The 17,078-nt window shown below is 65.4% G+C and carries 17 protein-coding genes; 1 reads left to right on the top strand and 16 read right to left on the bottom strand.

Annotated elements, in window-relative coordinates:
- Positions 1 to 8: 8 nt before the first annotated feature.
- Entirely contained in the window at positions 9 to 1,517 is a 1,509-nt protein-coding gene (locus AC2FNY_RS13685) for a fumarate hydratase (protein ID WP_234137955.1), read from the bottom strand.
- 234 nt (positions 1,518 to 1,751) lie between these two features.
- On the opposite strand from AC2FNY_RS13685, the gene AC2FNY_RS13680 reads away from it, so the two are divergent.
- On the top strand, positions 1,752 to 2,645 hold the full coding sequence (locus tag AC2FNY_RS13680) for an alpha/beta fold hydrolase (RefSeq protein ID WP_496802802.1): 894 nt from the start codon (positions 1,752 to 1,754) through the stop codon (positions 2,643 to 2,645).
- Here the strand turns inward: AC2FNY_RS13680 and pqqE are convergent.
- The 15 genes from pqqE to AC2FNY_RS13605 form a co-directional block, all read right to left on the bottom strand.
- Positions 2,642 to 3,736 (bottom strand): pyrroloquinoline quinone biosynthesis protein PqqE, encoded by a 1,095-nt coding sequence (gene pqqE, locus AC2FNY_RS13675; protein WP_496802801.1) that lies wholly within the window; start codon positions 3,734 to 3,736, stop codon positions 2,642 to 2,644. The genes AC2FNY_RS13680 and pqqE overlap by 4 nt on opposite strands.
- Before the next feature lie 94 nt (positions 3,737 to 3,830).
- A complete protein-coding gene (gene pqqD / locus AC2FNY_RS13670; RefSeq protein ID WP_234166821.1) occupies positions 3,831 to 4,118 on the bottom strand; it encodes a pyrroloquinoline quinone biosynthesis peptide chaperone PqqD in 288 nt (95 codons plus the stop codon).
- On the bottom strand, positions 4,115 to 4,840 hold the full coding sequence (gene pqqC, locus AC2FNY_RS13665; protein ID WP_234137959.1) for a pyrroloquinoline-quinone synthase PqqC: 726 nt from the start codon (positions 4,838 to 4,840) through the stop codon (positions 4,115 to 4,117). The genes pqqD and pqqC overlap by 4 nt, the downstream gene beginning before the upstream one ends.
- Complete coding sequence (gene pqqB, locus AC2FNY_RS13660) at positions 4,837 to 5,724, bottom strand: pyrroloquinoline quinone biosynthesis protein PqqB (protein ID WP_496802800.1); 888 nt, start codon at positions 5,722 to 5,724, stop codon at positions 4,837 to 4,839. Before pqqB ends, pqqC begins: the two co-directional genes overlap by 4 nt.
- A 27-nt stretch (positions 5,725 to 5,751) precedes the next feature.
- Positions 5,752 to 5,859: a pyrroloquinoline quinone precursor peptide PqqA gene (gene pqqA, locus AC2FNY_RS13655; protein WP_011047241.1), complete on the bottom strand. Its 108-nt coding sequence runs from the start codon at positions 5,857 to 5,859 to the stop codon at positions 5,752 to 5,754.
- Positions 5,860 to 5,944: 85 nt separating this feature from the next.
- A complete protein-coding gene (locus tag AC2FNY_RS13650; RefSeq protein ID WP_234137961.1) occupies positions 5,945 to 8,158 on the bottom strand; it encodes a hybrid sensor histidine kinase/response regulator in 2,214 nt (737 codons plus the stop codon).
- Positions 8,159 to 8,164: 6 nt separating this feature from the next.
- Entirely contained in the window at positions 8,165 to 9,334 is a 1,170-nt protein-coding gene (locus tag AC2FNY_RS13645) for an FIST N-terminal domain-containing protein (protein WP_496802799.1), read from the bottom strand.
- A gap of 30 nt (positions 9,335 to 9,364) precedes the next feature.
- Complete coding sequence (locus AC2FNY_RS13640; RefSeq protein WP_496802798.1) at positions 9,365 to 10,069, bottom strand: response regulator; 705 nt, start codon at positions 10,067 to 10,069, stop codon at positions 9,365 to 9,367.
- Between the two features lie 221 nt (positions 10,070 to 10,290).
- On the bottom strand, positions 10,291 to 12,069 hold the full coding sequence (locus tag AC2FNY_RS13635) for a PQQ-dependent methanol/ethanol family dehydrogenase (protein WP_496802797.1): 1,779 nt from the start codon (positions 12,067 to 12,069) through the stop codon (positions 10,291 to 10,293).
- A gap of 288 nt (positions 12,070 to 12,357) precedes the next feature.
- The gene (locus tag AC2FNY_RS13630; RefSeq protein ID WP_234137964.1) at positions 12,358 to 12,765 is read right to left on the bottom strand and encodes a c-type cytochrome; all 408 of its coding nucleotides are present in this window, start codon (positions 12,763 to 12,765) and stop codon (positions 12,358 to 12,360) included.
- A gap of 115 nt (positions 12,766 to 12,880) precedes the next feature.
- On the bottom strand, positions 12,881 to 13,672 hold the full coding sequence (locus tag AC2FNY_RS13625; RefSeq protein WP_496802796.1) for an ABC transporter permease: 792 nt from the start codon (positions 13,670 to 13,672) through the stop codon (positions 12,881 to 12,883).
- Entirely contained in the window at positions 13,669 to 14,400 is a 732-nt protein-coding gene (locus tag AC2FNY_RS13620; RefSeq protein ID WP_496802795.1) for an ABC transporter ATP-binding protein, read from the bottom strand. Before AC2FNY_RS13620 ends, AC2FNY_RS13625 begins: the two co-directional genes overlap by 4 nt.
- On the bottom strand, positions 14,397 to 14,843 hold the full coding sequence (locus AC2FNY_RS13615) for a hypothetical protein (RefSeq protein ID WP_496802794.1): 447 nt from the start codon (positions 14,841 to 14,843) through the stop codon (positions 14,397 to 14,399). Before AC2FNY_RS13615 ends, AC2FNY_RS13620 begins: the two co-directional genes overlap by 4 nt.
- A 13-nt stretch (positions 14,844 to 14,856) precedes the next feature.
- On the bottom strand, positions 14,857 to 15,813 hold the full coding sequence (locus AC2FNY_RS13610; RefSeq protein ID WP_234166815.1) for a YVTN family beta-propeller repeat protein: 957 nt from the start codon (positions 15,811 to 15,813) through the stop codon (positions 14,857 to 14,859).
- Between the two features lie 5 nt (positions 15,814 to 15,818).
- A complete protein-coding gene (locus AC2FNY_RS13605) occupies positions 15,819 to 17,000 on the bottom strand; it encodes an ABC transporter substrate-binding protein (RefSeq protein WP_496802793.1) in 1,182 nt (393 codons plus the stop codon).
- Positions 17,001 to 17,078 lie beyond the last annotated feature (78 nt).

Raw genomic sequence — 17,078 nt, 5'->3', positions numbered from 1 at the left:
CTTATGCATCAGCTGCCTGCGGCAGTGGCGCGGCGCCACTTGGCCGGGCCGCTCTGGTGGATCGAGTTGCCCTTGGTGTCGACCGCGACGGTTACCGGCATGTCCTCGACCTTGAGCTCGTAGATGGCTTCCATCCCGAGGTCCTGGAACGCGACTGGCTTGGCCGCCTTGATCGCCTTGGAGACCAGATAGGCCGCGCCCCCCACCGCGATCAGATAGGCCGCCTTGTGCTTGGCGATCGCCTCGATGGCGACCGGGCCGCGCTCGGCCTTGCCGACCATCACCTTGAGCCCGGTATCGCCCAGGATACGGTCGGTGAACTTGTCCATCCGGGTCGAGGTGGTCGGGCCCGCCGGGCCGATCACCTCGTCGCCCACCGCATCGACGGGACCGACGTAATAGATCGCCTTGCCCTTCAGATCGACGGGCAGCGGTTCGCCCTTGTCGAGCATGTCGACCATCCGCTTATGCGCGGCGTCGCGCCCGGTATAAAGCGTGCCCGAGAGCAGCAGCGTCTGTCCCGGTTCCAGCGCCGCCAGCGCGCTGTCGTTCAGATCGTCGAGGTTGAGCCGCGTCGCCTGTGCCCCGGCCGCATCCAGCAGGATGTCGGGATACAGGTCCATCGAGGGCGGGGTGAATTCGGCGGCCCCCGACCCGTCGAGGGTGAAATGCACATGCCTTGTGGCAGCGCAGTTGGGGATCAGGCCGACAGGCAGCGAGGCCGCATGGGTCGGGAAGCTCTTGATCTTGACGTCAAGCACGGTGGTCACGCCGCCCAGGCCCTGTGCGCCGATCCCCAGCGCGTTGACACGGTCATAGATTTCCAACCGCAGCTCCTCGGTCTTGTCCGAGGGGCCTCGGCGCAGCAGGTCGGCCATGTCGAGCGGTTCGCTCAGCGCCTGTTTGGCCAGCGCCATCGCCTTGTCGGCATTGCCGCCCACGCCGATGCCCAGCACGCCCGGCGGGCACCAGCCGGCACCCAGCGTCTCGACCGTCTGCACCACCCAGTCGGCCACATTGCCCGAGGGGTTGAGCGTGGTGAATTTCGACTTGTTCTCGGATCCGCCGCCCTTGGCCGCGACCTCGACCTCGATCGTGTCGCCGGCGACCATCTCGACCGTCAGCATGCAGGGCGTGTTGTCGCCCGAGTTCTTGCGGGCGCCGAACGGGTCGACCACCACGCTTGCGCGCAGCGGGTTGGTGTCGCGCTGGTATCCCTGGCGGGTGCCCTCGTCACAGATCTCTTGCAGCGAGCGGCTGAAATCGGTCTTGGCCTGGACGCCCACCTTGACGTGGATATTGGCGGCGCCGGTATCCTGACAGATCGGGCGGCGGCCCATGGCGCACATGCGCGAGTTGACCAGGATCTGTGCCATCGCGGCCTTGGCGCCGGGGTTTTCCTCGCGCTCCCAGGCGCTGGTCATGGCGCCGATGAAATCAGCCGGGTGGTAATACGAGATATATTGCAGCGCCTCGGCGATGCTTTCGATCATGTCGCTTTCGCGGATCACGCCCATGTCGGTCCTCCTGGGTGCGGCGGGCCGCGCCGGGGGCGCGCGGGTTGCCGGGTTGCCTGGTCTTGGGTGTCTGGCCACGCAAAGCGGCCGGTTTATGCGGGGTTTAGCGCGATTCCGGGGGGTGCTGCCATAGGGATATGCCCGGTGCGGCCTCGCGCCCCAATCTGGGCTTGCCTGTTGTGGCGCACTGGCGCAGCCTGCCGCAGTGGTCACGAAACAGGAAGGGCGGCGAAGATGCAGCAGCGAACAGTTACCGCAGGCGTGCTCGCGGTCACCTATCTGGAGACGGGGCCCACCGATGGCTGGCCCTGTATCCTGAGCCATGGCTTTCCCTATGACGTGCAGACCTATGCCGAGGCCGCGCCGCTGCTGGCGGCGGCGGGGGCGCGGGTGATCCTGCCCTGGCTGCGCGGCTATGGCCCGACCCGGTTCCTGTCGCCCGACACGCCCCGCTCGGGCGAGCAGGCGGCGTTGGCGGCCGATCTTCTGGCGCTGATGGATGCGCTGGGGATCGGGCGCGCGGTGTTGGGGGGCTATGACTGGGGCGGGCGCGCCTCGTGCATTGTCGCGGCGCTTTGGCCCGAACGGGTCGAGGCGCTGGTCAGCGGCAATTCCTACAACATCCAGAACATCCCCCGTTCGGGCGAGCCCGAGGCGCCCGAGATCGAGGCAAGTTTCTGGTACCAGTACTACTTTCATTCCGAGCGCGGGCGTCGCGGGTTGGAACGGGACCGCCGCGCGCTGGCCCGAACGCTCTGGCGCATGTGGTCGCCCACATGGGCGTTCAGCACGGCAGAGTTCGACCGCACGGCGGACGCCTTCGACAACCCGGATTTTGTTGACGTGGTGATCCATTCCTATCGCCACCGCTTCGGCTTGGTGCCGGGTGATCCGGCCTATGCCCATATCGAGACGCAGCTGGTGGCGCAGCCCAGGATCAGCGTGCCGACGGTGGCAATCGACGGCAACCGCGACGGGGTGAACGTCGGAACCGCAGGGCATGCGACACAGTTCACCGGCCCGTTCGATTATCGGGTTTTCGAGGGTGCGGGCCACAATCTGCCACAGGAGCGGCCCCGTGATTGGGCGCAAGCGGTGCTGGATGCGGGGGCAATGGCGCGCGCCTAACCTTTGCGCGGCATCCGGCGATAGGTGAACTCTGCCGCGTCCCCCTCGGCCAGCGCGGTCTCGAGCAGCGCGGTGACCTTGTGATGATCGGGTGAGCGGGAGCAGACAGGATCGGTCGCCGCCGCGTCGCCGGCCAGCGCCAGCGCCTGGCAGCGGCAGCCGCCAAAGTCGATCCCGACCCGCTCGCAGCTGCGGCAGGTCTCGGGCAAGTGGTCGGTGCCGCGATAGGCGTTGAAGGCGGCGCCGTCATACCAGATCTCGCGCAGGGTTTTATCGGGGAACCTGTCAAAGTCGAGATGCGGGATGGTCTCGGCCGCATGACAGGGCAGCACAGTGCCATCGGGCGCGATGTTCAAACCTGCCGAACCCCAACCGCCCATGCAGGCCTTTGGATAATCGGCGTAATAGTCGGGCGGCACGAAATCGAAGGCAAGTGTGCCGCGCAGCCGCGCCTCGGCCTCGGCCACGATCCGCTTGGCAGCCTCGGTCTGGGCGCGGCTGGGCAGCAGTGCGGCCCGGTTGCGCGTGGCCCAGCCGTGGAACTGCACGCAGGCCACTTCGAGCCGGCGGGCGCCCAGCTCGATGGCCAAATCGATGGTGCGTTCAAGGTCGTCGAGATTATGGCGATGCATCACCGCGTTCAGGGTCAGCGGGATGCCGCGCGCCTTGATCTCGGCGGCTACTGCCATCTTGCGGGCAAATCCGCCCTTGTAGCCGCCGATGCGGTCGGCCAGTTCGGGCGTGGTGCCTTGCAGCGACAGCTGGATATGGTCGAGCCCCACGGCCTCGAGCGCGTCGAGCCGCGCGGGGGTCAAACCGATGCCGCTGGTGATCAGGTTGGTATAGAGCCCTGCCTCATGGGCCGCGCGGGTCAGATCGACCAGATCGGGACGCGAGGCGGGTTCGCCGCCAGAGAGATGTAGCTGCAATACACCCAGTTCGGCAGCCTCACCAAAGGCGCGCGCCCAGGTTTCAGTGTTCAGCTCGTTCCCCTTTCCGTGGAGCGCAAGCGGGTTCGAGCAATAGGGGCAGGCCAGCGGGCAGCGATGGGTTAGCTCGGCCAGCATGGCGATGGGAGCGGGAACACTCATGCGGGACGCCTCGCCGCCGGAATTCGGCACGAATTCCGGCTCGGAAAACCGGTGGTTTTCCGGATCGTTTTCCGTGCCGGAAAACGCCGCCCCGTCATGGCGACACCATCAGGAACATGCGGGCGCGCAAGCCTTGCAGAAAGGCCTGCACATCCTTCTCGATCTCTGCCCGGGGCGCGTCATAGGCGGCCGCCAGCTGGTCGACCAGCGCCGCCAGGCTGGTCTGCCCGTCCATGCGCGACAGGATCGCCTCGCCCACCGGATCGAGCGCCACCGCCTTTTCCGGCGCCAGCAGCACAAGGCCGCCGCGCACCCGGTCCGCCACCAACCGCACGCCGCGCGGCAGATAGGGGCGGTCGGTGGGGGCCAGCGCCAGCGTCATGCCATGCCCTCGCCGGGGCGCCATGCGCCGGGGGGCACATGGCCGTCGACATAGGCGCCCCAGAGCGCGTCGAGCTGCGCCCAGAGCACATCCGTCTTGAAGATCAGCGCCGCGCAGGCCATGTCGGCCTTCTCGGGCGTATCCGCGTGGTCCAGCACCCAGCCCAGCCCATAAGCCACGTCGCGCGGCGCCTCGGTCAGGCGTTTGCGGAAGTAACTCAGGCTGGTGTCGTCGGCGAAATCATAGTGCCTGAGCAGCCCCTCGATCCGGTTCTCGTGGATTTTCGGCGCGAACAGCTCTGTCAGGGACGAGGCCACCGCCTGCAACAAAGGTTGTTCGCGGACATAGTGGATATAGGCCTCGACCGCAAAGCGGGTGGCGGGGAGGATACCGCGCCCCGAGGCCACGTAGTCGGGGTCGAGCCCCACTGCCTCGGCCAGTTTCAGCCAGCGCCGCAGCCCGCCGCCGCTGTCGACCCCGCCATCGTGATCCTCGATCCGCGACCGCCAGGCGCGACGGATATCGGGATCGGCACAGCGCGACAGAAAGGCCGCGTCCTTCATCGGGATCGCCGCCTGATAGGCCCAGCGGTTGATCACCCAGGCGCGGACCTGATCGGGGGTGCAGTCGCCGCCATGCAGCTTGTGATGGAACGGGTGCTTGTCGTGATAGCGTTCGGCGCCGATGGCGCGCAGCCGGGCCTCAAGGTCTTTGCGGCTCATAGCACGATCTCCAGTCCGTCATGGGCCACCTGCCAGCCCTGCCGCGCCACTTCGGCGCGTTCTGCGCCGCCCTCGCGCCAGACCGGATTGGTGTTGTTGATATGGATATAGGTCTTGTTCGCGGCCAGCCCGGCGAGCCGGACCATCGAGCCATCGGGGCCCGAGATCGGGATATGGCCCATGCGGCGCCCGGTCTTGATGCCGGTGCCGCTGCGGATCATCTCGTCATCGTCCCAAAGCGTGCCGTCGAACAGCAGATGATCGGCATCCGACAGCCGGTCCAGCAGATCGTCGGGCACATGGGCGCAGCCGGGGATGTAATAGGCGGTGCTGCGCCCGTCGCTGAGGCGCAGGCCGACCGTCTGTTCGCCGATCAACCCGGTATCGACGGTCTCGCCCTCCATGAACAGAGGCACCTTGCCGGGCACAGCGAACAGCATGGCGTCCAGCCCGTCATGCAGCGCAAAGGGCGTGTCCAGAGCGACGCGGCGGCGGGCGACCTTGTCGCGGGCCAGTGCGTCAAAGATACGGTTGCCCTCCAGAACCTCGTGAATACCGGCAGTGGCAAACAGATCAAACGGCGTCTGCTCGCGCAGCGACAACAGCCCGGCGATATGGTCGATATCGCCATTGGTCACCAGCACCGAGGCCACGGGCGAGTCGCGCAGGCCTTGCGGGTGCAGCACGGGCCTGTCCTGCATCTGCTGGCGGATATCGGGCGAGGCATTCAGGATCGACCAGCGCGACCCGTCCGCCGAGACCGCCAACGACGACTGGCCGGACGACCTGAGTCGCCCGGCACGCGCATCGTTGCAATTGACGCAGCCGCAATTCCATTGCGGCAGGCCCCCACCGGCCGCGGCACCCAGAACGACGATCTTCATCTTCGGGCCTCCGCGGCGGGGTCGTGGTTACAGGATCGGGTCGGTGCCGCGACCGCCTTCATCCTCTGCCGGGGCGTACATGTTGATTTCCATGCCGCAGTTCACTTCACGAAGCTTCGGAGCCGTCCAAGCCATTTTTCACCTCCACTGGCTGATTGTCTTATCGGTCAGCCTACCGCGTGGGACCGGACTGGCAAATGCTCCTTTGGTCGAATGCCGGTCAGGATGTGCTGGCGGTGGCCCCGGACAGAAATCCGCGCAGGGTTTCGGCCGCGATCGGCTTGTGAAACAGCTCCCAGCCTTGCTGCACGCAGATGTCGATCACCGCCGGAGAGCGCGAGGCTGTGATGATGCATGACGGTACCGGCCCCAGACGGGTACGGATCATGTTGAGCAGCACGGTCCCCATCTCGCCCCGGTCCAGTTGCAGATCGGCGATCACCGCATCGGGCTGAATGCCTTCGTCGTCGATCAGCGCCAGCGCCTCGGCGATCGAGGCTGAGGGCAGGACACAGACATCCCAGGCCTCCATCGCGATGGTCAGTGCGTTGCGCAATTCGGCATCGTTCTCGACCAGCAGCACGATCAGGCCGTTCAGCCCCGACGGAGCCAGTGCAGGGCCGGAGGTGCGGCGGAAACTGGTGAAATCCGGTGTCGGCGCCACCGACAATTCGACCAGAAACCCCGAGCCGCGCCCCACGGTCGAAACCAGATCGAGCGGATGGCCAAGCAAGGCGCAGGCCCGCTCGACAATGGCCAGACCCAGCCCCATCCCCTCGGCGGCCGAGGCGGCGGCGTCGAGCCGCTGGAATTCGCGAAAGATGATGTCACGCTGTTCGGCGGCAATGCCCGGTCCGGTATCCCATACCTCGAGCCGCACCGATTTGCCCCGCCGCCTTACCCCCACCACGATCTTGCCCTTGCGGGTATACCGAATGGCATTGACGATCAGGTTCTGCGCGATGCGGCGCAGATAGGTAGCGTCCGACAGCACCACCGCGCCCGAAGGGATCACCCGCAACTCCAGCCCCTTGGCGCGGGCGGTGGGGCCCAGCTCCTCGGCCAGTTGTGCTAGGATCACCCCCAGCGGCACCGGAGCACGATGCACTTCGGCCTTGCCGGAATCGAGGGTCGAGATATCCAGCAGCGCCTCGAGAATGGTCTCGACACTGTCGAGCGAGCGCCGGGCCTTGTCGGCGATCTGGTGAATCTGGGTGGGGTCCTGACCCGGCTCGATCGAGGCCATGTAGAGCTTGGCCGCTGAAAGGGGCTGAAGCAGATCGTGGCTGGCCGCCGCGACAAAGCGCGATTTCGAGGCATTGGCGCGCTCGGCCTCGGACAGGGCGTCTGCCAGTTCCAGGGTGCGTTCGGCCACCCGCGCCTCGAGCAATTCGTTGGCTTGCCGGATCGCGCGCACGGCGGCGCGTTCTGCGGACACGTCGCTGAACGAGATCACGAAACCACGGTCCGGCATCTCCTGGGCATGCACCGAGAGGGTCTTGTTCTCGCCCTGGCGGATCTCGAAGCCGATCGGCGGGCGGCCGTCGGTGGCGGTGATCCAGGCACGGATGGTTTCCTCGGTGATGCCGTTCGAATATGAGGCGTTGCGGGTAAAGCCTTCGAATAGCGAGAAAAACCGCACCCCCATCGAAAAGCGCCGGGCCGGGATCGACAGCATTTCCCCCACCCGCTGGTTCCAGCCCGCCAGCCGGCCCTGATTGTCGAAGATGCACACGCCCTGATCGAGATGTTCCAGCGTGGCGCGGATCAGCCGGGCCTGATCGTCCAGCATCCGGTCGCGCTCCTGCCGCTCCAGCCGCATGATGTCGCTGACATCGGTTTGCAGGATCACGGTGCCGCCATCGGGGGTGCGATGCTCGCTGACCTGAACCCAGCGGCTGCCGACCATGCGGACGTTGAAGATGACATGATCGTCGGTGTGCCGCCGCATCCGCTGTGCCGCCCAGTCGCGCGGTGTCTTGTTTTCCGGCAGGGACAGATAGCGCGAGCCGCTGACCAGATCGACATATTGGCGAAAGGTGATGCCGGGGCGGAAACGGTCTCGGATATCAGGCATATGCAGGCCAAAGCGCGAGTTGCACATGACCAGCCGCTCGTCGGGATCGAAGAGGGCAAACCCCTCCTGCACCGTCTCGATGGCATTGGCCAGGTTCGAACGCGCCTCTTCGGTGGCGCGGTTGGCCTCGGCCAGGCGGGCGTTGGAATCGTTGAGAAGGTCGAGCGCGCGTTCCAGGTCGCGGGTGCGGTTGCGCACCTCTTCCTCGAGCAGGGCGGCGCGCTCGAACTGGGCATAGGCCGCGCCAGAGGCGTCGGTGGCCTGTTCCACACGGCGCATCAGGGCGGCGTTGATCTTGACCAGCTTCTCGATCTGCCGGTCCGGCGTGTCGGCGGGGTTGAGCAGCGATCCCGGCATGGGGCCTCACAAATCGTCGGGTGGGTAGATGGCCACGCCGGTCAGCGTCTGGTTCACATGCATCGAGTTGAACTGTTCGCCATACGTCGAGAAACCGACAACACGATTCTCTCGCAGAATGTCTGACAGCGCACCCAGAACCTGTTTCTGCTGCGCCTCCATCCGCCGCAACAGGCAGTCGCAGCCCAGGATCACCGCGGGCGGACCATCGGTCGAAAGGCGGGATAGTTCCTCGCGCAGATGCTCGCGCATGTCGCGCGCCTCGGCCAGGGTCAGCACCAGCCCCTCGTCGATCGCGGAGAAGAATACCAGGTCGCCATTCTCGGCCACGCGCTGGATCGAGCGCACATGATGCTGGCCCCCGATCCGGACCACGACCGGGTGGGCTGCAAAGGTAAAGGTGGTGAGTTGTTCGGGATCCTTGCCCAGAATGCGCGCATATTCGCGTGCGGCCGGTTCGGCGTTGAGCTCGTGCACCAGCCGCCGGTCGGGATTGGCGCCGGTGACCACCATGCGTTGTTCGGTGGGCGACAGGTGGTCCGTCTTGAACACCTGGATCGGGCAGCGGGTTCGGACCTGCATCAGCACCGCGGCGTTGCTGTGGGCGCGGCCATCGTGGAATACGAACGTGGCACCGAACCGTTCGCCATCGCCCGCCGATCCACCAAACAGCGGTACCGGCCCAAGCCCGATGGCCAGATCCGAGACCAGCCGGTCCTCGAGCGTTGACAAGCCGTCGATCAGCAGAAAATTGAACTCGTGTCCCCAGTCGGGCTGGGCAACGGCCAGATCGTTGCGGGTCTGGATCATCCGGTCGATCAGGGCCTGGGGATCATAGTCCAGGAGATCGGGGACCAGCATCGTCTGCGCCTTGAAATAGGCCCGAGGCATGCCGATGGCGACAATCTCTCCCTCGGTATAGCCGGCGGCCGAAATTTCGCCTGCCGTGGTGCAGCCGACAATCCGGGTGCCTGGCAGAACCAATGCGGCGCGGGCCAGAAGGGCCGGGATATCCGCCTGGGGTGAAGCCATCAGCAGCAGCAGTTCCAGTTCGACCGGACCCAATGCTTCGGCCAAGGCCTCGACGGCATGCGGATGGTCGTGGTGCACCGAGGCGGTGCACAACACCTGAGGCGCGGCCTGTGCCGCGCGGATCGGACCCAGACTGAGGTCCAAGCGCTCCTCCCTTTTCTCCCGACTGGCAGGTTATGCCTGTTTCTGCGCCTCTGGCAAGAAACTCGAGAAACTGGTCTTTTTGGCGATCAGCACCGCCTGGGTGCGGCTTTGCACCCCGAGCTTACGCATGATGGCGGTGACATGGGCCTTGACCGTGGTTTCGGCAATCGACAGGTCATAGGCGATCTGCTTGTTCAGCTTGCCCTCGCAAACCAGTTGCAGGATGCGGGCCTGCTGGTTGGTCAGCGCCGAGAGGCGGGCCAGCGCGTCCTCGACCTCGGGGCCGTCGCCCTTGTCCCCGGCAACATCGACATATCCCTCAGGGGTGAAGACGGCACCGGTCGAGACGGTCTCGATGGCGGTGCGGAACACTTCGCGCTGGGAATGTTTGGGCACGAAACCGGACGCACCCGCCTGGATCACGCCCGAGATCACCCGATTGTCGGCCATGGACGAGACCACGATGACCGGGGTGCGGGCGGCGGTGCGGATGCGGACCAGCCCGTCGAGCCCTTCGACATCGGGCAGGTTGAGGTCGAGAATGACCAGATCGGGGGCAGGGTGGCCGCCCAGCCAGTCCAGCGCCTCCTCGAGCCGGGCAAGGGTCTGCACGGTGCGGATGCCGGACACGGCTTGCAGGGTCATCGACAGGGCGTCGCAGAACAGCGGGTGGTCATCGACGATAAGGGCGGAGCGAAACGGCTGCGCCGGGGGTGTCCCTGCCTGGGTCTGCATGGCCCGATCCGTAGGTTTGTTCATGCTGCAACTGTAACGCGGGTGCGGCGAAACGCCATTGGCCAAAGGTCGAATACCGGGTCCTACCATCTGGCGATGGCGGAATTCTGCAAGAATTCCGAGCCGGAAAACATTGTTTTCCGAGCCGTTTTCCCTGGGAAAACGGCAAGCAAAAAAAACGCGCGCCCGGGGGGCGCGCGTTTGCGTCAATGGCGATGCCGTCAGTTCGCGGCGGCCAGCTGCTTGGGCAGCTTGAAGGTCCAGAGCGTGCCGCCCTGGTTGAGATAGTTCACCTTCTTGGCAACCTCTCCACCCCAGAGCGGCACAGCGCCACCCCAGCCGGAGATGACCGAGACATATTGCTCGCCGCCCATCTCCCAGGTGACGGGCTGGCCGACGATGCCCGAACCGGTCTGGAACGACCACAGGACCTCGCCGGTTTCGTCGTCAAAGGCGATGAACTTGCCCTCGGGCGTACCGGTGAACACCAGCCCGCCGGCGGTGGTCATCACGCCACCCCAGAGCGGGGCGTCGTTCTTGAACTCCCACTTCAACTCGCCGGTATCGGGATCGATCGCCTTGAGGCTGCCGATATGGTCCTCATAGTTCGGCTTGATCGTGAAGCCCGCGCCCAGATAGGCCGCGCCCTTCTTGTAGGTGATCGGCTCGTTCCAGATATCCATGCCCCATTCGTTCGAGGGCACGTAGAAATTGCCGGTCCTCTGGCTGAACGCCATCGGCATCCAGTTCTTGCCGCCCAGGAAGGAGGGAGAGGCAAAGATCACCTCGCCCTTGGCGCCATCGGCCGCCGCTGCCGGGTCGCCCGGACGGTTGTCCTCGTTGAAGATCGGGCGGCCGTTCTCATCCAGGCCGGAGGCCCAGGTGATATCCTTGACGAACGGCACGCCGCGCACGAACTTGCCGTCCTCGCGGTTCAGCACATAGAAGAACCCGTTGCGGTCGGCGGTGGCCCAGCGTTTGTTGCCGTCGCGGTCGGTATAGGCCACGACCTCGTTCACACCGTCATAGTCCCAACCTTCGCGCGGGGTGGTCTGGAAATGCCACTTGATCTCGCCATTGTCGGGATTGATGCCGATGCGCGAGGCGGCATAGAGGTTGTCGCCCGAACCATCGTTGTTCTGACCGGCATCGCGCAGCCAGCTGTTCCAGGGTGCGGGGTTGCCCGCGCCAAAGACCAGCGTATCGGTCTCGGCGTCATAGGAGCCGCCCAGCCAGGTGGCGCCGCCGCCGGTCTTCCACATGTCGCCCGGCCAGGTCGCGTTCAGTGTGCCGGTCATGGTGCTTTCTTCGCCTTTGAAGGTGCCCATGTGGCCTTCGATCACGGGCCGGGTCCAGACCATCTCGCCGGTCTCGGCGTCGCGCGCCTGTACCTCGCCCACGATGCCGAACTCACCACCCGAGTTGCCGGTGATCACCAACCCCTTCACGATCAGCGGCGCGGCGGTATAGGAATAGCCTGCCTTGTAATCGGCGATCTTCTTGTTCCAGACCACGTCGCCGGATTTGGCGTCCAGCGCCACGATCCGCGCATCGAGGGTGCCAAAATAGATCTTGTCGCCATAAATGGCCGCACCGCGGTTGATCACGTCGCAGCAGGGAAGGATACCTTCGGGCAGACGGGCATCGTACTGCCAAAGCTCCTCGCCGGTGTTGACGTCGATGGCATAAAGCCTGCTGTACGAGCCGGTGATATACATCACGCCGTCATGAACCAGCGGCTGGGTTTCCTGCCCGCGCTGTTTCTCTCCACCAAGGCTGAAGGCCCAGGCGGGCATCAGGTTCTTGACATTGTCCTTGTTCAGAATGTCCAGCGGGCTGTAGCGCTGCAAATGCCGGCCCATGCCGTTGGTCAATACGCTGGACGTGTTGGCCGTGTCATTGGCCAGGTCCTCTTCGGTGACACCGGCCGCCAGCGCGGTGCTGTGCCAGCCCGCTGTCGCGACCAGGCCCGCCACTGCGGCCATGATGATCTTGTTCATCGGTTTCCTCCCTTGCATCCTCTCCAAGCCGAACCACCCCAAACCTCGGGTTTTTGGCTGAGCGGTATTATTGGAACGAAGCCGCTCGCGCGAAATTGAACAAAGGTCGTAGGGTCAACCAGAGGTGTGTCGCTGGGGGCATGGCCACAGGCAAGCCGTGCCCGTCGGTGTGCACGATGTGGGTTCATCTTTTGCTGAAGGTATATGATGTTGTGTATTGATTTTGAACAAAAAGAATTCATGTTCACCCCGACGCCAGACCGTCCTGTCCGGCGCCGGGTTCCGGGTTCAGTCCGAGATCTTCTTGGGGTCGCGGGTGCTGAGGCTGGCCAGATAGGCAAGAATGAAATCCTGCACGGTGCGGTCCTCGATCCCGACATGGCGCATCTTGGTGCCTGGCATGAAGCCGGTATTGTCCTCCATCCATGCGCGCAGCGCCGCTGGCGTCCAGACGATGCCCGAGGCCTCGAGCGCGATGGAATAATCATAGTCGGGATAGGTACCGGCCCCGCGCCCCAGCACGTTTTCCAGCGGTGGGCCATAGCTCTCGTGATCAGTGTCCGAGGCATGGCAGCGCCGGCATTCGGCATCATAGAGCGCCGCGCCGGCCTCGATCTTGATCTGTTCGAATTTGGTGTCGGCCAGGGCGGGCGAAGCCGCCATCATCAGCGCCAGCGCATAGGAAACAGGTCTCATTTCTCACTCCTGAATGAGGTCCCCGCCGGGGCGGGTGCAAGCGCGCGTTTCCTGTTGCCGTCATAGCAAGCGCTGGAGCGGTTTTCCCTTGTTCTTTGGTCGAAGGCGGGGCGGCTCAACCCTTGCGCCGCAGCAGGCCGCGCGCCGGGTCATACCCCCAAAAGGCCAGCCCCAGAAACACCGCCCCCGCCAGCACGGTCCAGCCCAGCGCGGGTCCGTTGAACTGGCCGTAGAGCGCAAAGCGGATCAGTTCGACCGCATGGGTGAACGGGTTCAACGCGCAGATATCGCGCAAAAGAGTCGAGCTTTCGGCCATCTTCCACAGCGGGTAGAGCGCGGTGGACAAAAAGAACATCGGAAAGATGACAAAGTTCATCACGCCCGCGAAATTCTCCAGCTGCCGGATCAGCGAGGACAGCGCCAGCCCCAGCGCGCCCAACATGATGCCCGCAACCACCAGCGCCGGCAGCACCGCCACATAACCCCAGACCGGAAGCTGGATGCCAAAGGCCGCCGCCACCGCCAGAAAGCAATAGGTTTGCAGGATCGAAATGGCGGTCGAGGCAAGCAGCCGGCAGAACAGGAGCCACCAGCGCGGCAGGGGCGAGGTCAAGAGCAGCCGCATCGACCCCATCTCGCGGTCATAGACCAGGCTGAGGCTGGATTGCATGCCGTTGAACAGGGCAATCATGCCGCAGAGGCCCGGCACGATATAGACCTCGTAAGTGATATAGGTCTGATAGGGCGGTGTGATCGACAGGCCCAGCGCGGCGCGAAACCCGGCGGCAAAGACCAGCAGCCAGATCAGCGGTCGCACCAGCGCTGCCACGAACCGCCCCCGCTGGCGGACAAAGCGCAGCGCCTCGCGCAGGACGATGGCGCGCAGGGCGATCAGCGCGGCATTCATGCCCGTTCCCCGATCCGGTCGGATGTCTGGGACAGGAAATGCTCGCGCAGGGGCAGCGCCCCGCGTAGCGTGCCCGCGGTGCCGTCCTGCAACAGCCGCCCGCGATGCAGGATCAGCAACTGGTCGTCATCCTCGATCTCGTCGGTCAGATGGGTGGCCCAGAGCACGGTCAGCCCCCGCTCGCGCGACAGCGCATGCACATGGTCGGTGATCGCCTTGCGGCTGGCCGCGTCCAGCCCCACGGTGGGTTCGTCGAGCAGCAGCACCGAGGGGTCGTGGATCAGGGCGCGCGCAATCTCGGTCCGGCGCCGGTGGCCGCCATTCAGGTCGCGGGCGCGCTCGTGGGCGCGGTCGCTCAGGTCGAGCCGCTCCAGCGCCGCGGCGATCCGGGTTTGCGCGGTGCGCCCCGACAGCCCGTGGAGGGCGGCGAAATAGGTCAGGTTGCGCGTCACGCTCAGATCCAGATCCAGCGTCGGCTGCTGGAACACGACCCCGATCCGCGCCAGCGCCGCGCGCGGATTCTTAGACAGGTCATGCCCGGCGACCGAGATCTTGCCCGAACGGGTGGTGAAAAGCCGGGTCAGCAAGGAAAACAGCGTCGATTTCCCCGCACCATTGGGCCCCAGCAACGCCGCAAACCGGCCCGGCGCCACGTCAAAACTGACCGTGTCCAGCGCCTTGCGGCTGCCATAGGAATAGTCGAGATTTCGGACACTTAGCCCTGTCACTTGATGGTGATCTCCAGCCGCTGGGTTTCGCCGGTGCTGCCCGGTACCTTAAGGTAATAGCGGCCCGGCTTGATCGCGACAAAGCCTATCTCCATCTCGCCCGCCTCGTCGAATTCGACCGAGTCGAGGCCCAGCGGCCGGATTTCCAGACCTTCGACCACGATCTCGTCGATCCAGATGGCGCGAAAGAACTCAGGCCCCACCAGCGCCAGCTCCTGGCTGCCGTCGCCCTGGATCTCGAACTCGTAATAGGTGCCCGATTGCAGCACCCAAGGCGCATCGGCCAGCGGCATTCCGGCCGACAGGATGATTGGTGGCAGGTCCTCCTTGTTCTTGGCCGAGAGCAGCCCGGCCAGACCCAGCCGACCGTCATCGCCGTCGGCCTGTGCGTTCAGGGGCAGGGCCGCAACCAGAAGGGCGGCAAGACAGGGTTTCAGCATCATGTGTCCTTTCCTCTCACGGGCGCAGGGCGGCGCCCCAGGGGAAGCGCCCGACCTTGATGGATTTGATCGCCTCGCGGCGGGCCACGTCGATCACCGTTACGTCTCCCGAGACACCGTTGGTGGTGAACAAGAGCGACTTGTCGCTGTTGAACGCCATGTGCCAGACCCGGCGGCCCACCAGGATGTAATCGACCACCTCATAGGTGGCGGTATCCACCACCGCCACATGGTTCGAGGGGCCAAGCGCAACAAAGGCGGTTTTCTCATCCGCCGTCAGCTCGAACCCGACCGGCTGCACCCGGTCGGGATGCACGCCCTTGACCTCGAAGGCGATCTTGGCCTTTTCGGCCTGCGTGGCCACGTCGAACACGGTCACCGTGCCACCGATCTCGGAACTGACCCACAGCTCGGCCCCGTCATGCACGAATTCTGCGTGGCGCGGGCGGGCATCGACCAGCGTATTGGCAAAAAGCTGGCGCGTCTCGGTGTCGATCCAATGCGCCATGTTGGTGGTTTCAGAGGTGGTGATGGCGATGCGGCCATCGGGGCTGACCGCCATGCCCTCGGGTTCGATGCCCACGTCGATCTGGGCGATGACCCGGCGGGTTTCGGTATCGACCACGGTGGTAATCGCGTCATCCTCGTTGGCGATATAGAGATGCCGATCATTGGGGTGCAGGACAAACTGCTCGGGGTCTTCGCCCGAAGGCAGGTCATGCAGGATCTCACCCGTCTCAGGGTCCATCACCTGCACCGTGTCGCTGTCCGAGGCACAGATATAGACCCGGCTGAAATCGTGGGAAAAGGTGATGCCGCGCGGCCGCTCGCCGGTGGCGATGGTGCGCACCACCTCGAGCGTGGCGACGTCGATCACGCTGATCGTGTCGTCCTTTTCATTGGTGACCCAGATTTCCTCGGCGGCCAGCGGCGCGGCGAGGGTCAGGGCCAAAAGGGCAAGGGCAGTCCGCATGAGGCTCACTCCTGAAACGCGGTGCAACGGGATTCGGGCGCGTCGAGGCCCAGCGTGTCAAGCTCGCTGCGCTGGTGCAGGAAGCCCTCGACCGGGGCCTGCATCACCACCGCGCGCTCGGTAACCACCGGGATCGGCTGACGCAGCTGACCGTTCCAGGGGCGAAAGCTCATCGGGCGGCCCTTGAAGCCGGCCAACTCGAACGCGTCCGAGAGGATATAGGCGCGCAGGGTGGCGGGATCGGTGCTGTTGGTGCGGGTGACCGCCTCGCCCAGCACACGCAGCGCCGCCCAGGCGGCATAGTCGCGCGGGCGCATGTCGCGGCCGGTCAGGTCCCAGAACCGCGATTGCAGCTGTGCCGCGCCCCATTGTTCCACCACCCGCGACCAGGTCACCGGCACCAGCCCCTCGGACCCGGCCACCGGTCGTGGCGACCAGGTGTTATAGGCGATATAGCGCCCGAAATCGCCGATCTCGTCGGCGACCAGCAGGATGTCATGCTCGGCGAAATCCTGGGTGAACAGAGGCACTTCCTGGCTGGCATTGCGGCGCATGTCGGCGTCAAAGGGCCAGGGTGTGTCGGCCACCATCTTCAGGCCGAACTTGGCCGCCGAGCGACGGAGCGCCTCGGCATAGGCCAGGTCTGGGGCGCCATGGCCCGTGATCATGGCCAGCCGCGAGAACCGCTTGCGCTGCAATACCTGCATCAGCGCATCCGCCCGCATCGCCAGCGAGGGCACCGTGTGCAACAGGTTGGCGCGGCAGTCGGCATCGCGTAGCGCGCTCTCTTCGGCAGCGGCGTTGAACAACAGCGCGCCCTGCGCCTCGGCCAGATCGGCGATGCGCAGCACCGCCTCGGCGGGGGCGTCGATGACCAGCATCTGCGCCTCGGCCAGCGCCGCGCGTGCCGCCGCCTCGAGATCGCCGCCGATCGCGACCTCAAAGGTGTCGAGCATATAGGTCTGGCCCAGAAATCGACCGCTGGTCCGGTTGTCCTCCAGCCCCAGCCGGGCGCCGTCGAGGCCCAGCCCGGCGGGCTCGGGATCGAGATTGGACAGGACCGGCGGACGCTCGACCTCCTGCCGCAGATAGGCCACGCGCAGCTGCACCTCGCCCAAGGCGGGCAGGGCGGCCATTCCCATCGCCAGTGCTGCGATGATCGGTCTCAGCAGGCTTTGCACGCGCATTCTCTCTCCCTTGTCGGCCAAGGCTAGAGCGCGCGTGCGGGACGGTTCTATTCGACCAAAGTCCACATTCCCCGGCAG

Source organism: Ruegeria sp. BHSC223 (genome assembly GCF_059613025.1).
The sequence above is the reverse complement of the archived record's forward strand: the minus strand, read 5'-3'. Positions and strand labels throughout refer to the sequence as shown.